At 30.9% G+C, this 13365-nt stretch carries 13 protein-coding genes; 9 read left to right on the top strand and 4 right to left on the bottom strand.

Going from position 1 to position 13365, the window contains the following annotated elements; translation table 11 throughout:
• Positions 1-155: 155 nt before the first annotated feature.
• Positions 156-1124, top strand: a complete 969-nt coding sequence (nrdF, locus tag B7R67_RS04380) for a class 1b ribonucleoside-diphosphate reductase subunit beta (RefSeq protein ID WP_088067906.1) — start codon at positions 156-158, stop codon at positions 1122-1124.
• An 18-nt stretch (positions 1125-1142) separates the two neighbouring features.
• Positions 1143-2111, top strand: a complete 969-nt coding sequence (locus B7R67_RS04375) for a quinone oxidoreductase family protein (protein WP_088067904.1) — start codon at positions 1143-1145, stop codon at positions 2109-2111.
• Positions 2112-2265: 154 nt separating this feature from the next.
• On the opposite strand, the gene B7R67_RS04370 is transcribed toward B7R67_RS04375, so the two are convergent.
• Positions 2266-3510, bottom strand: a complete 1245-nt coding sequence (locus B7R67_RS04370) for a two-component system sensor histidine kinase NtrB (RefSeq protein ID WP_088067902.1) — start codon at positions 3508-3510, stop codon at positions 2266-2268.
• A gap of 304 nt (positions 3511-3814) precedes the next feature.
• Between B7R67_RS04370 and B7R67_RS04365 the strand changes: the two genes are divergently transcribed.
• The gene (locus tag B7R67_RS04365) at positions 3815-4663 is read left to right on the top strand and encodes a DUF72 domain-containing protein (protein WP_088067900.1); all 849 of its coding nucleotides are present in this window, start codon (positions 3815-3817) and stop codon (positions 4661-4663) included.
• Here the strand turns inward: B7R67_RS04365 and B7R67_RS04360 are convergent.
• Positions 4660-5073: a disulfide oxidoreductase gene (locus B7R67_RS04360; protein ID WP_088067898.1), complete on the bottom strand. Its 414-nt coding sequence runs from the start codon at positions 5071-5073 to the stop codon at positions 4660-4662. The two genes, B7R67_RS04365 and B7R67_RS04360, sit on opposite strands and share 4 nt — an antisense overlap.
• Before the next feature lie 254 nt (positions 5074-5327).
• Complete coding sequence (deoD, locus tag B7R67_RS04355) at positions 5328-6032, bottom strand: purine-nucleoside phosphorylase (protein ID WP_088067896.1); 705 nt, start codon at positions 6030-6032, stop codon at positions 5328-5330.
• Positions 6033-6336: 304 nt separating this feature from the next.
• Between deoD and B7R67_RS04350 the strand changes: the two genes are divergently transcribed.
• The 6 genes from B7R67_RS04350 (at position 6337) to B7R67_RS04325 (ending at position 12052) form a co-directional block, all read left to right on the top strand.
• Positions 6337-7065: a hypothetical protein gene (locus tag B7R67_RS04350; RefSeq protein WP_088067894.1), complete on the top strand. Its 729-nt coding sequence runs from the start codon at positions 6337-6339 to the stop codon at positions 7063-7065.
• Between the two features lie 10 nt (positions 7066-7075).
• Positions 7076-7894: an HAD family hydrolase gene (locus B7R67_RS04345; RefSeq protein WP_088067892.1), complete on the top strand. Its 819-nt coding sequence runs from the start codon at positions 7076-7078 to the stop codon at positions 7892-7894.
• Between the two features lie 391 nt (positions 7895-8285).
• Positions 8286-9173, top strand: a complete 888-nt coding sequence (locus tag B7R67_RS04340; RefSeq protein WP_088067890.1) for a ComEC/Rec2 family competence protein — start codon at positions 8286-8288, stop codon at positions 9171-9173.
• A 298-nt stretch (positions 9174-9471) separates the two neighbouring features.
• Positions 9472-10608, top strand: coding sequence for an N-acetylglucosamine-6-phosphate deacetylase (nagA, locus tag B7R67_RS04335; RefSeq protein WP_088067888.1), 1137 nt, complete (start codon positions 9472-9474; stop codon positions 10606-10608).
• Positions 10605-11315, top strand: coding sequence for a glucosamine-6-phosphate deaminase (gene nagB / locus B7R67_RS04330; RefSeq protein WP_167374905.1), 711 nt, complete (start codon positions 10605-10607; stop codon positions 11313-11315). Before nagA ends, nagB begins: the two co-directional genes overlap by 4 nt.
• Positions 11315-12052: a GntR family transcriptional regulator gene (locus B7R67_RS04325; RefSeq protein ID WP_088067886.1), complete on the top strand. Its 738-nt coding sequence runs from the start codon at positions 11315-11317 to the stop codon at positions 12050-12052. Before nagB ends, B7R67_RS04325 begins: the two co-directional genes overlap by 1 nt.
• 393 nt (positions 12053-12445) lie before the next feature.
• Here B7R67_RS04325 and B7R67_RS04320 read toward each other — a convergent pair whose 3' ends face one another.
• Positions 12446-13228, bottom strand: a complete 783-nt coding sequence (locus tag B7R67_RS04320; RefSeq protein ID WP_088067872.1) for a Cof-type HAD-IIB family hydrolase — start codon at positions 13226-13228, stop codon at positions 12446-12448.
• Positions 13229-13365: the final 137 nt, after the last annotated feature.

The following is a 13365-nucleotide window of genomic DNA, read 5'->3' as shown; positions in this document are numbered from 1 at the left end:
CTTTAGACTTAATGAGTTACGATAAATAGTCGATATTTATAATGAAGCCAAATTAAATTACTTGATGATCTAAATTGTAAAGCTCGAATATAGAATGCTTCGTGCAATCTGTTCTATATCATCGAGCTTTCTTTATGATTAGGGGGATAATATAGATGAAAGCAGTAAACTGGAATAAAAAAGAAGATGACTTTAGCCTAGTGTTTTGGAAACAAAACCTTTCTCAGTTTTGGACTGAAGAAGAAATCGTTGTTTCCTCAGATAAAAATACTTGGAACAATTTATCAATTGAAGAGCAAGAAGCGTTTAAAAAAGTATTAGGTGGATTAACATTATTAGATACTAAGCAAGGCGGAGAAGGGATGCCATTAATCTTAGTTCATCTTAAAAACTTACAAGCTAAAAGTGTACTAGCTTTCATGGGCGCTATGGAAGAAGTACATGCTAAAAGTTATTCACATATATTTACAACCCTTGCAACTGAAGATGAAATAGATCAGTTATTCAAATGGGTAGATGAACACCCTGTCCTTACTAAAAAATCCGAATTGATTTCTTCATATTATTTAACATTATTAAAACGTGATGTGTCAGATGAAGAATTATATATGGCAATGGTTGCAAGTGTATTTTTAGAGAGTTATTTATTTTACAGTGGATTTTTCTTCCCGCTATATTTAGCAGGACAAGGAAAAATGACAGCTAGTGGAGAAATTATTAATCTTATTTTAAGGGATGAAAGTATTCATGGTGTCTTTGTAGGATTACTAGCTCAACAAATATATGAAAAATTCTCGGAGGAGCAAAAAACTCGACTTTTCAATGAAACAATGTCATTATTAGTTCAACTATATGATATTGAATTACAATATACGGAAGAGATATATACTTCAATTGGTTTAGTTGAAGAAGTTAATAAGTTTATCCGATACAATGCAAATAAAGCGTTAATGAACTTAGGATTTGATTATTATTTCGAAGAAGAAGATATTAATCCAATTGTATTGAATGGATTAAAAACAGATACTAAAAATCACGATTTCTTTTCTGTAAAAGGTAATGGGTATGTAAAAGCAGTTACTGTGGAAAAATTAACAGATGAGGATTTTGTTTTTGAATTTTAAAAGTAAGGACGAATGAAAATGAAAGCACTAGTTTTTAGAGAATTTGGTCAATCGGATGTATTAACATATGAAGAAATAGCAACACCGAAAATTTCAAATGATGAAGTATTAATCAAAATGAAGGCTGTAGGCGTTAACTTTGCTGATATATATCGTCGAAAAGGAAATTATCATTTAGCTGGAAATCCTCCATATATTTTAGGCTACGAGGGCTCAGGAGTTATTTCAGAGGTTGGTTCGGATGTAACAGGCTATAAAGTAGGAGATCGCGTTGCGTTTGCAGATGTACCTTATGCAAATGCAGAATATGTTGCTGCAAAAGAAACTCATATTGTACCAATCCCTGTAGAAATTAGTTTTGAAATTGCTGCTTCCATTATGCTACAAGGATTAACAGCTCATTATTTAATTAATGATAGCTATAAAATAAAACCTGGAGATACTGCGCTTGTCCATGCAGTAGCAGGTGGCGTTGGCCAATTGTTGACGCAAATGATTCGATTAAAAGGTGGGGAAGTTATTGGTTTAACGTCCTCTCAGGAAAAGAGAGAAAAAGCATTATCCATTGGAGCAAAAGAAGTATTCTTATATAATGATAATTGGGTTTCTCTTACAAAGGAATTTACAAAAGAAAAAAATGGTGTAGATGTTGTTTATGAATCAGTAGGTTCTACGATAATGGATAGTTTTGAAGCAACAAAAATTCACGGAACAGTTGTATTTTATGGTATGGCTGGGGGAGATCCAGTACATATTGATCCGAGAATGTTAATGGATACTTCAAAAACAATAACAGGTGGGGACTTATGGAATGTCCTAATCTCTAAAGAAGAAAGAATACGTAGAAGTAATGAACTATTTAATTGGATCGCGAATAAAGAATTACTTGTACAAGAACCAACAATATTTGAACTAAAAGATGGAAAGCTAGCTCATGATTTATTAGAAAGCAGAAAATCTACAGGGAAAATTATTTTAACAGTATAATAAAAAAAGACCAAAATTTGATTTTTGGTCTTTTTTTATTAGGTGTAGAAAACTGGATCTAGTTGCCAATTTCTGGTGTTAAGTATGAGTGCAACTAAGCCTCAGTCTTTGCCTAAAGACTCGCCAGTCGACGAGTTTTCTTTATTTTTAATCATTATGAACGATTGTCTCTCACTGGTAATGAAATCGTAAAAGTCGTACCATTTTTACCACTAAAAGCAGAAATTGTTCCATTGTGATTTTGAATTAGTTTCTTTGTTAGTGATAAACCAAGTCCGGTTCCATCGTCTTTAGTTGAGAAGAATGGATCAAATATGTATGGTAAATCTGCAGGAGGTATCCCTGAACCATTGTCTTTAAAAGCAATATAGATCACATCATTTTCAATAAAAGTTGCGATATTAATGGTAAGTAGCCCATCTTTTTTAGCATCAATTGCATTATGGAATAAATTTAAAAATATTTGAACGAGTTGGTTCCGATCAAAGTAAATATTGTGCTCATTTAATTCATTTGATAGGTTATATTGAACGTTAACATTATTTAATACAGTCTCACTAAAGAATAATTGCTTAATATGATTTGTTAAAAAATGATTTATTTTAATTGGTTCTGGTTTATATTTTGAGTTTTTAGTAATGGATAAAAAGTCAGTTATAATACCATTTGCTCGATCCAATTCTGGAATTAATAGCTCGTTAAATAATTGTTTATATTGAACAGGTGCATCTTCTTGTAAAAATTGTAAATACCCTCTAACCGTCGTAAGAGGATTACGAACTTCATGGGCAATACCAGCAGCAATTCTACCTGACATAGCTAGTTTTTCGGATTCTCTAGCGTCATTTAAATTATGAAATACACCTACTACTCTTAAAATATCTCCATTTAAATCACGGATAATACGAGTATTAATGATCCCATAGCTTATATTTAATATTTCTTTATTATAAAACTCTTCACCTGTTTGTAGTGTTTGGAGAATGAAAATATCTTTTTCTCCAACTTTTAAAAGGTCTTTAATAGGTCGTCCAATAAATTCATATCTTGTAATTTTAAAATCTAACGCAACTTGTTGGTTATATAACGTAATAATCCCATTTTTATCAATAAATAAAATGTGGTGTGGAAATGCGTCGTAGATCGATTGTAAAGTTCTTTTACTATTCGTTAAAAAGGTAGAGAATTTTGTATGTAATGGAAGGTTTTCTTCAATTTCATTCGTTGTTTTAGAAAAACTTGTTTCTCTTGATGAATGATATGTGTTTGATAATTCACGAGTTTCTTTTGAAAATATAGAGCCAGAAGTAATTGTACTTAAAATGTTTTCATACGATTTTATTTGTTCTTCAAGTTCAGCTATTTTAATTTTTAAATCATTCATTGTCTCGTTTATCATTTACACTTTACTCCAATTTCTACTAAAATAAGTTTATACCTTAGACATTATATCAAACTCTACTGTTTATTTTAAAGAAAATTTAAAATAATTATTTAATAATACTCTCTATCATGAAATTGGCCAATAAGGGTTATTGTATGGGGATTTGAAGGTGCGAACAATGGTACAGTGACCAAATATGGGTAAGATTGATCTTAAAAATATATTAGTAGAAGTTAAAAAGATTTTATCTATATTGAAACTTTATACAAGTATTAAGTAGAAATGTTAAGATTAAGAATATAAAAATTTGGAGCGGATTATGGAAATTAAAATTGGGGTTACTGGATGGGGTGATCATGATAGCTTATATCCTGAGCGGATTCACTCATCAAAAAAATTAAGACAGTATTGTACTCATTTTCCAATTGTTGAAATTGATTCTTCCTATTATAGCATTATGCCACAATCAAACTATCAAAAATGGGTAAATCAAACAACAGCTGACTTTTCATTTATTGTAAAAGCTTATGGTGGTATAACTGGACATTCGAGGCAAAATTATTCAAAAGAAGAACAAATATTGCTTTTAACTCCATTTTTGGAATCGATACAGCCTTTAATAGAAGCTAATAAACTCAAAGGTGTCTTGTTTCAATTTCCTCCGTGGTTTAATTGTAAAAAAGAGAATGTTGAATTATTAAGAACGCTAAAAAGTAAGTTAAAAGATCTACCGGCAATTTTAGAATTTAGGAATCAATCTTGGTTTTATTCTCAATATCATGACCAAACTTTAGAATTTATGAAAAACGAGGGGTGGATTCATTCAATTTGTGATGAACCTCAAGCAGGTACAGGAAGTATACCAATTGTACTTCATCCTACGAATCCAGAATTAACTTTAATCCGGTTTCATGGACGAAATATTTACGGTTGGAATCATAACGGGCAAGAAAATTGGCGTGAAGTTCGTTATTTATATCGATATAACGAGGAAGAACTTTTAGAATGGGTAGACCGAATTGAACATTTAGCAAAAAACTCGAAGGAACTTTGTATCCTTTTTAATAATAATTCTGGTGGAGATGCAGCGGATAATGCAAAACAATTAATGAAGCTGCTTGGTATCGAATTTGGACCTTCTTCAACCGAGCAGCTTGAATTATTTTAATTTGATTTTCGTAATATTGTAATACAGCAAATATTAATTAGTAGAAAAGCAACAAATGCTAACATTGGAATTGTAATAAATCCAAACCAATTTAAATAATCGCCAGTACAAGGAACAGGACCACATTGTGTTGCTGTTTCCTTCAGAGCAGGTACTTTTTGGATTAAAATATGATAGATTGAAATACACATACCAATTAATGATAATGGAAGAACATAAATTACATCTTTCATTTTATTTTTATAAAATGCAATTCCTACGATAAAAACGATTGGATACATAAAAATACGCTGATACCAGCATAACGAACAAGGTGTCCAATGATTTATGACCGAAAATGATAAACTACTTAGTGTTGCAATAATGCTTACAATCCATGTGAAAAATAAGATTGATTGCTGTTTCTTCATATATAACCATCCTTACTATGAATTCGATATTGCTATTGTACCTTTGATTGAACAAAAAGTGGAATAATAAGTTATCATAATATTAATAAATAAAAAAAAGCCTGGAATATTATACTATTCCGGCTTTTTAACAAAATAATAAAGTATAAATTAGGAGCGATGAAGAAAACTCGACTTAGTTACCAATTTTAGGTTTTAAATCAGTGTAACTACGTCGCTGTCTTTGCCTAAAAGCTCAATCAATTCATATGATTTTATGCGATCGCTGCATCTAGAGCAATAACAATCATATCGTTAAAAGTAGTTTGTCTTTCTTGCGCAGATGTTTCTTCGCCAGTGAAGATATGATCACTTACAGTTAGTACAGTAAGTGCATCTACATTATGTTTAGCTGCAATTGTGTATAATGCAGTTGTTTCCATTTCTACTGCAAGAACTCCGTATTCTCCTAATTTTTGATACATGTCCATACTTTCTCTATAGAAAATATCAGAAGTTAGGATATTTCCTACTCTTACATTTAATCCTTTACTAACAGCTCCATCATAAGCTTTTTTTAGTAAATCAAAGCTAGCACATGGAGAGTAATCAAAACCAGGGAATGTTTGGCGATTCATATTAGAATCTGTACAAGTTGTCATCGCCATGATTACGTCACGTATTTTTACATCTTTTTGAATTCCGCCACAAGTACCTACGCGAATTAATGTTTTTACACCATAGCTGTTAATCAATTCGTTTACATAAATTCCGATAGATGGTATACCCATTCCAGTTCCTTGAACTGAAATTCTTTGACCTTTATATGTACCAGTAAAACCAAGCATTCCACGAACTTCATTATAGCAGACTACGTCTTCTAAAAATGTTTCTGCAATATATTTAGCTCTTAATGGATCACCTGGTAATAAAATTTTATCCGCAATCGCGCCTTGTTCAGCACCAATATGTATACTCATTTATTTATCCTCCTATTAAATCTAAATAAAATAACCTATTTGTTATCAGTATATTAGTTTCTACAGTTCAATAAAAAACATTCTTAATTTGAATGGCTACTTAAAGGAAATAGTAGGTTCAACGTAGTACATATTAAATATAGTATTTTGAAAAAATACAGATTTAACCAATACTGATAATTTATGGCGAATATTAATTATTGCATATGTAAGAAAATAATGAAAGAGATTACAATAAGAAATTAAGCTTACTTATTAATAGAAAGAAAAATGCTAATTACATCTATTAAAGGGAGAATGATTTATGAAATTTCGATTTATTGAAACTATATGTCTTGCTATATTAATTATTCTATTAATTAGTAACCGTCTTCTTAACCATAGTATACTGTCTAATGGTAATCAAGTAAGTTCACTTAAAGTTCAAAAAGTTAATTGGCATCTTACCTCAAAAGAAAGTAGTCAGGAAGTAAGTATCATTTCGAGATCAATGAGCGTACCACAACGTGACAATCTTAAAATTTTTATTACTTCAGAGAAGTTAGATTTTTATAAAGTGATCGATCCAGTTTATAATGGAAATAATCATTTTACTTTTAAGTATACGTTTAAGAAAAAAACTCCGTATTTTGTAAGTATATTTTTAAATGATCAAACGATTGATACAAAGATTTTCCAAATGAATAAAGAGGAAAATGATAATCTTTATCCAACTTCAATTTTAACGAAGAAGACGAGTGATTACAGAGTATCTTTGTTATATACTTCAATTTTTCCGAAAACAAAGAGTAAAATTACATTCAACTTCGATCAATTTAAAAGGCATTCTAAATTCAGTAATCATCAATTTTATATTATTAAAGATGACGGTACATATTTCAAACAAATTAATAATCCAGAAAAAAAATCAAAGGTAAAATATGAACTTGATTTACCGAAAGCAGGAATGTATAAAATATTTTATGAATTTGATTTAAATGATGAAAATAAAACATTTAATTATCTTCTAGATGTAAATGACAAAGTTAACTAAGGAGTAGGGAATGCACAATCTATTAATGAAATCAAAAGTATTAGTATTCGATTTAGATGGTACTTTATATGATGGTACTGAACATTACGATTACTATGCTGAATTATTAGCAAATGAGATTAGTCCAGATAAACGAGAATCCTTTTTAAGAGATTATAAAAAAATAAAAGATTATGATCATGCATTAACAATCGGTAAAATTTATGATTCAGAGAAAGATTTAATCATTTCTTTGGATCCAATAACGTTAAAACCAATTCAGGTTTTTACTTGGGAAGGACAGCTTCTTTCAAAGGATGAATTAGAAGCGGACTATCTTGAAAAAGTTAATTATGAACTACCATTTATTCCAATTGGAGATGGATGGTGGATACCTTTAGTAACAAGTTATCATTATGGAGCAAGAGATGTGTACCATTGTTATGATAAAACGAAAGAATATATGGCCACTGAGGATTTTAATATCCCATTTATTAAAGGATTAAAAGAAGGATTAAACAAGATAAAAGATTCAAAAAAAATCGTTTTATTAACGAACTCAGATCGTGAAGACGTAACTAGACTATTAAAATTACTGGGATTAACTGATTTGTTCCATTTAGAAATTACCGATGGAAAGAAACCATTAAAAACAGAAAAACATTATAAGAATATAATGGAAAGATTTAATGTATTGCCACATGAAGTTGTTTCGATCGGGGATAACTTTATCAATGAAATATCACCTGCCTTGAAATTAGGTATGCATGGCATATATATTACAAATCAAACCACAATCCAAGTTAGTGAATCGCTATTCGTTGTAAAAAGACTTGAAGAAGTATTTTAAAACGCTGTATTACAGCGTTTTTTTATTTCTTTTTATGTTAATTGTTTATATTTTACAAAGACATTTCATAAAAGATTTTATTGTTTAAAATTTAGAATATTTAAAGATATTGATTGGAGTGGAATGTGCTTCACTCCTATGGGAGTAGCGGGAAGGGGGAGACCCCGCAGCTTGCCGAGGAGGCTCACCTCACGCCCCATGGAAAGCGAGCATCCTGGAACGGAAATCAACCTTCTTTTTAAGAGGTTATTATACTTCAGAAAAAGAGAAAGTAATAAAGTGCTATGAATAATTGAATCGATATGAAGAATACTCATAATCCAACTTATTTTACCCTCACATACATACTTTTGAATTCACGATGAGAAAATATTATTAGGAGGAAGGGTGAATGAAGAAGAATCGAAGACTTTATTCTCTAATAATTTTTTTCTTTATTTTTTTTACAACAATTTTTAGCAACAAATTAACGATTGAGGCAAGAACAACTAATTATGGCTATATTACTCATCCATTATTAGTATATTTTTTTGACGTAGGACAAGGAGACAGTATGGTAATGATCTTACCAAACGGGAAGACAGTACTTATTGATGGAGGAGATGTTGAACATGGCGGTGTTGTCATAAAAAAGCTTAAAAAACTTCATATTAGTGAAGTTGATTTACTTGTCAGTTCTCATCCAGATATTGATCATATTGGTGGATTATTAAAAGTAATGAATAGGGTTAAAGTAAAAAATATCCTAGATAGTGGAAAAAAATATAATTCCCACTCATATTATTTGTATAAAAAAGAAGCGTATCAAAAAAATATTCCAATTCGTATTGCTAAGCTAAATGATAAAATAGAACTTGATCCAAACGTAGAAATTACAGTTTTAAATAGTGGAAAAAAATCATACTCAAATAACAATAGTTCGATTGTTCTAAAAGTCAAATATGATGATATTTCAATCTTATTAACAGGAGATATTGAAAGAAAGGCAGAAGAACGTCTAATTAAACATGATAATATTGATGCCCAAGTATTAAAAATACCACATCATGGTTCATCGACTTCTACATCAGAGGCTTTTCTTTTTGCAGTAAACCCAGTAGTTGCAATCCTTTCATATGATCGATTTAATTTATTTGGTCATCCACATCGATCAGTAATGAAGAGATTAAACCATTTAGGGATTCAGCAATTTTCTACAGTTGAATATGGAGATATAGAATTATCAACGAATGGTCAAAAATTATATATTGAAAAAAAAGAAGTATTGGTGAATCCATGAGGAAAATACCAATACTTTTCATTTTGTCCCATATGTATTCTGAAATTGTGAATCCCTCACCAAAGGTTCTAATCAAAAGAACAAGTGAACGATATTTTACTATTTATGAACAAATAGCAGTATATTTTACAAAAAATTCACTTAGGTAGTATAGACAACTAGGTGTATATAACTTAAAATGAGGATGTAGAAATCAGCTTTCTTTTCTCAATGGAATGTGAATGATGATTAAGTAAACACTATTTTCTATATTGTTAAATTGATAAAGACTTCTTATGAATAGGAAAGAGGAGAACATATGAAATCAATTATTAATGTGAAGATTTATACAGGAACAGAAGTAATTGAAAATGGTTACATTCGTTATGATGAAAAAATTACACGTATTGAACACATGGAAAGCTTTATAAGCGAAGGTGAAGAAATAATCGATGGAACTGGTACAGTTATAATCCCTGGAATGATCGACATTCATATTCATGGTGCATATGATGTAGATGCAATGGATGCTAATCCAAACACAATGGTTACGATGAGTAAAAAAATGATGAAAGAAGGGGTAACAACCTTTTTTCCAACAACTATGACGCAATCTAAAGAGAATATTAAAAATGCATTGAAGTCCTTAAAGGAAGCTAAGAAATTAGGAGCTCATTTTGAATCGATTCATTTAGAAGGTCCATTTGTGAATAAGGACAAGGCCGGAGCACAACCATTAGAATACATTATTAAACCTGATGTTGAATTATTTAAAGAATGGCAAGACGCTTCAGGTGGTTTAATAAAATTGGTAACTTATGCTCCAGAAGTTGAAGGTGCAAAAGAGCTAGAAGCAGAGCTTCAAAATACTGGTGTTGTTGGGACAGTAGGTCATTCTGATGCAATTGGTGCTGATTTTGAAGGAAGAAATATTTCACATGCCACACATTTATATAACCAAATGAGACCAATGCATCACCGAGAAGTAGGGACAGTAGGTCATGTATTACTTGATGATCAAGTAATGGTAGAAGTAATTCCAGACGGAATTCATATTCATCCGGATATGGTAAAACTTGCATATCGTTTAAAAGGCCCTAAAAAAATTAGTGTAATAACGGATGCAATGAGAGCAAAAGGATTAGAAGATGGTGAGTATGAATTAGGTGGTCAACCTGTATTTGTAAAAAATAACAGTGCTAGACTAAAAGATGGTACTCTAGCAGGCAGTATTTTAAAAATGGATGAAGCATTTAGAAATATTATGAAGTTTACGGGTTGTACACCTGAGGAAGCAGTTCAGATGACGTCAATAAATCAGGCTGAAGAATTCGGCTTAAAGCATAAAGGTGCATTAGAACAAGGTAAAGATGCTGATTTTGTTCAAATGACTCCAGAGTTTTTCGTAATTAATACTACTAGACAAGGTAAATCAATGAATGAGGTGACTTTATGAACGTAATCGTTGTAAAAAATGCAGAAGAAATTTCAAAAGTAGCATACGAACAAATGGTAAACGCATTTAAAGGGAAAGTGGAATTTACGTTAGGTCTTGCAACTGGTGGTTCGCCACTAGGGATTTATGAGCAATTTCGTATTCATAAACCTGATGTATCAAATGTAATTACTGTGAATCTTGACGAATATGTTGGATTAGCAGAAGATGATCAAACTAGTTATCACACATATATGGCAGATCAACTATTTAGTCATCTAAAATTTAAAGAAAATCATTTACCTAATGGAAATACAAAAAATTTAGAAGAAGCTTGTAAAAATTACGAAGAAATTCTTAGAAAGCATCCTGTAGATTTACAACTTTTAGGTATTGGTGAGAATGGACATATTGCATTTAATGAACCAGGAACATCATTTAATACTCCAACGCATATCGTTGAACTGACAGAATCAACACGAAATGCAAATAAAATCTATTTTGAAAATGAAGAGGATGTACCTACTCATGCTGTAACAATGGGAATCGGATCAATTCTGAAAGCTAAAGAAATTATTTTAGTTGCTTCAGGAATTAAAAAAGCAGAAGCTGTTAAGGAAATGTTATTTGGAAAAGTAGATACGAATTGTCCAGCTACTGCACTTCAAAACCATCCTAATGTAACAGTTATTGTTGATGAAGAAGCATACTCACTTTGTCGTAAATAATGATTAAACTAGATAAAAATTCTCCGTTACCGATTTATTTCCAAATTCAAGAGATTTTAAAGCAAAAAATTAATTCAGGGGAATGGCAGCCTGGTGAGCGTATTCCTTCTGAGCAAACATTAAGTGAGATGTTAAACGTTAGCAGAATGACAATAAGACAAGCTTTAAATAATCTTGTTAAAGAATCTTTAGTAAGTCGTAAGCGAGGAATTGGTACGTTTGTTTCTGTTAAAGATGGAATAGAAGTTGAAGAATCGTTAAAATCATTAAGGAGTTTTTCGGAAGATATTACATCGATTGGATTAACACCAACAAATAAGTTACTTGGGTTTTCTACAATTGAAGCCGATGAATACTTGGCAGAAGTATTATCAATTGAAGCTGGCTCTGAAGTATTTAAAATTGAAAGATGCCGTTTAGCGAATGATCATCCAATTGCCATAGAAACTACTTATTTACCTAAACATTTAGTAAATCGTATTGATGAAAAAGCATTGAATCACTCTTTGTACGAGTTTTTTGAAGTTACATTAGGCTATTCAATTAAAAAGGCCACTAAATGGATTAAAGCATCTTTAATGTCGGAAAGAGATGCATTAATTCTTGAAGTGGCTGAGGAGTCACCAGCTTTAGAATTACATCAAGTTACATTTATTAATGATGCTATACCACTTGAATATGTTAGCTGTATTTACAGAGCAGACCGATATCGATTTACAATTGATATTGATCGATAAAAAAGAGTGCTATTAAAGCACTCTTTTTATTTTGGTAAAAATGAATAACATGACCTTGATTTCCACTACAGGATGCTCGCTTTCCGTGGGGCGTGGAGCTGAGCCTCCTCGTCACGTCCGTTCCTGTGGGGTCTCAGCCTTCCCGCATTTCCCACAGGAGTCGAGCAACCTTTCGTTCCAATCAATATCTTTAAAGAAAAAGTATTTCTTTAAAACATTTTGAGTACCATTTTAAAAATTGATATCAATATTATGATAAATCTCCTGTTAACTATTCTCCTTTCTAACATCATGAATAACCACTTTAAATCATTTGTACAAGTCTTTATTAAAGAATTTCTCAAGAAAATTTATACTAAAAAAGAGTGCTTATGTAAGCACCCTTTTTTTATATTATTTAATTTGTAAAACAATTTTAACTGCTTCTGAAACTGATGGGACAGTGTACGAAGCATATTTTTTAACTTCATCGTCAGCATCTTCCATAGCAAAACTATTTGGAGTTAGTTCGAACATTGAGATGTCATTGTACGCATCGCCAATACATGCAATTTCATCAGGTTGGATTCCTAGTTTATCGATTAGTATTTTGATTGCCGATCCTTTACTAACATTAGCAGGAACAATATCTAAGCAATTTTTTGCGGATATAAACGATGTTATATACTCTGGTAATTCTTCTTGTAATTCTTTTTGTAGTTGAAGTAAGTCTTCATCTTCTCCTAAAACTACATATTTCTTAGGAGTGATGGTTTTCCCTAAATCCTCTTTTAATGTTTTTAGTTCTACAGTTTTCATACTGGAGTTCTTTTCGATTTCTTTTACTAAATCAGTTTTTTCTTCTATGTAGTAAGTTGAATTATCAGCTACATATATTAAAAATTTATCTTGGGAAATCATATCGAAAACTTTTGCTACTATGCTTGGATGGAAAGTGGCATCTAGTAGAGCTTCACCGTCATTTGAATAAATATAAGTTCCATTCATACTTATACGGTGGAAATTTCCTTCTAATCTTTCCATAATTTGAACGATTTCATAATCTAGACGGCCGGAAGCAAAGCATAGTATGACCCCTTGATTTAAAAGGTTTTTTAATGCTTCAATGTCATGTTCAAATAACTGGCCTTGATGAAACATCGTACCATCAAGATCGCTAACAAATAACTTAATCATAAATTTAAACACCTACTCAATTAATATTTATACCATTATATTCTATCCTACTATAATAGATATTCAAAAAAATATGATTATTTTATGAAACATTATTAGTGTTTTAACTATTTGCGGAAAATTATGTTATGATAGTA

Source organism: Gottfriedia luciferensis, assembly GCF_002156865.1.
Classification (GTDB): domain Bacteria; phylum Bacillota; class Bacilli; order Bacillales; family Bacillaceae_G; genus Gottfriedia; species Gottfriedia luciferensis.
This window is presented reverse-complemented; position numbering and strand designations above follow the sequence as displayed.

Excerpts from the sequence above, each read along its gene's own strand:
- deoD (WP_088067896.1), bottom strand. The coding sequence starts at position 6,032 with ATGAGTATACATATTGGTGCTGAACAAGGCGCGATTGCGGATAAAATT.
- B7R67_RS04370 (WP_088067902.1), bottom strand. The coding sequence starts at position 3,510 with ATGATAAACGAGACAATGAATGATTTAAAAATTAAAATAGCTGAACTT.
- nrdF (WP_088067906.1), top strand. The coding sequence starts at position 156 with ATGAAAGCAGTAAACTGGAATAAAAAAGAAGATGACTTTAGCCTAGTG.
- B7R67_RS04325 (WP_088067886.1), top strand. The coding sequence starts at position 11,315 with ATGATTAAACTAGATAAAAATTCTCCGTTACCGATTTATTTCCAAATT.
- B7R67_RS04320 (WP_088067872.1), bottom strand. The coding sequence starts at position 13,228 with ATGATTAAGTTATTTGTTAGCGATCTTGATGGTACGATGTTTCATCAA.
- nagB (WP_167374905.1), top strand. The coding sequence starts at position 10,605 with ATGAACGTAATCGTTGTAAAAAATGCAGAAGAAATTTCAAAAGTAGCA.
- B7R67_RS04360 (WP_088067898.1), bottom strand. The coding sequence starts at position 5,073 with ATGAAGAAACAGCAATCAATCTTATTTTTCACATGGATTGTAAGCATT.
- B7R67_RS04345 (WP_088067892.1), top strand. The coding sequence starts at position 7,076 with ATGCACAATCTATTAATGAAATCAAAAGTATTAGTATTCGATTTAGAT.
- B7R67_RS04340 (WP_088067890.1), top strand. The coding sequence starts at position 8,286 with ATGAAGAAGAATCGAAGACTTTATTCTCTAATAATTTTTTTCTTTATT.
- B7R67_RS04350 (WP_088067894.1), top strand. The coding sequence starts at position 6,337 with ATGAAATTTCGATTTATTGAAACTATATGTCTTGCTATATTAATTATT.
- nagA (WP_088067888.1), top strand. The coding sequence starts at position 9,472 with ATGAAATCAATTATTAATGTGAAGATTTATACAGGAACAGAAGTAATT.
- B7R67_RS04375 (WP_088067904.1), top strand. The coding sequence starts at position 1,143 with ATGAAAGCACTAGTTTTTAGAGAATTTGGTCAATCGGATGTATTAACA.
- B7R67_RS04365 (WP_088067900.1), top strand. The coding sequence starts at position 3,815 with ATGGAAATTAAAATTGGGGTTACTGGATGGGGTGATCATGATAGCTTA.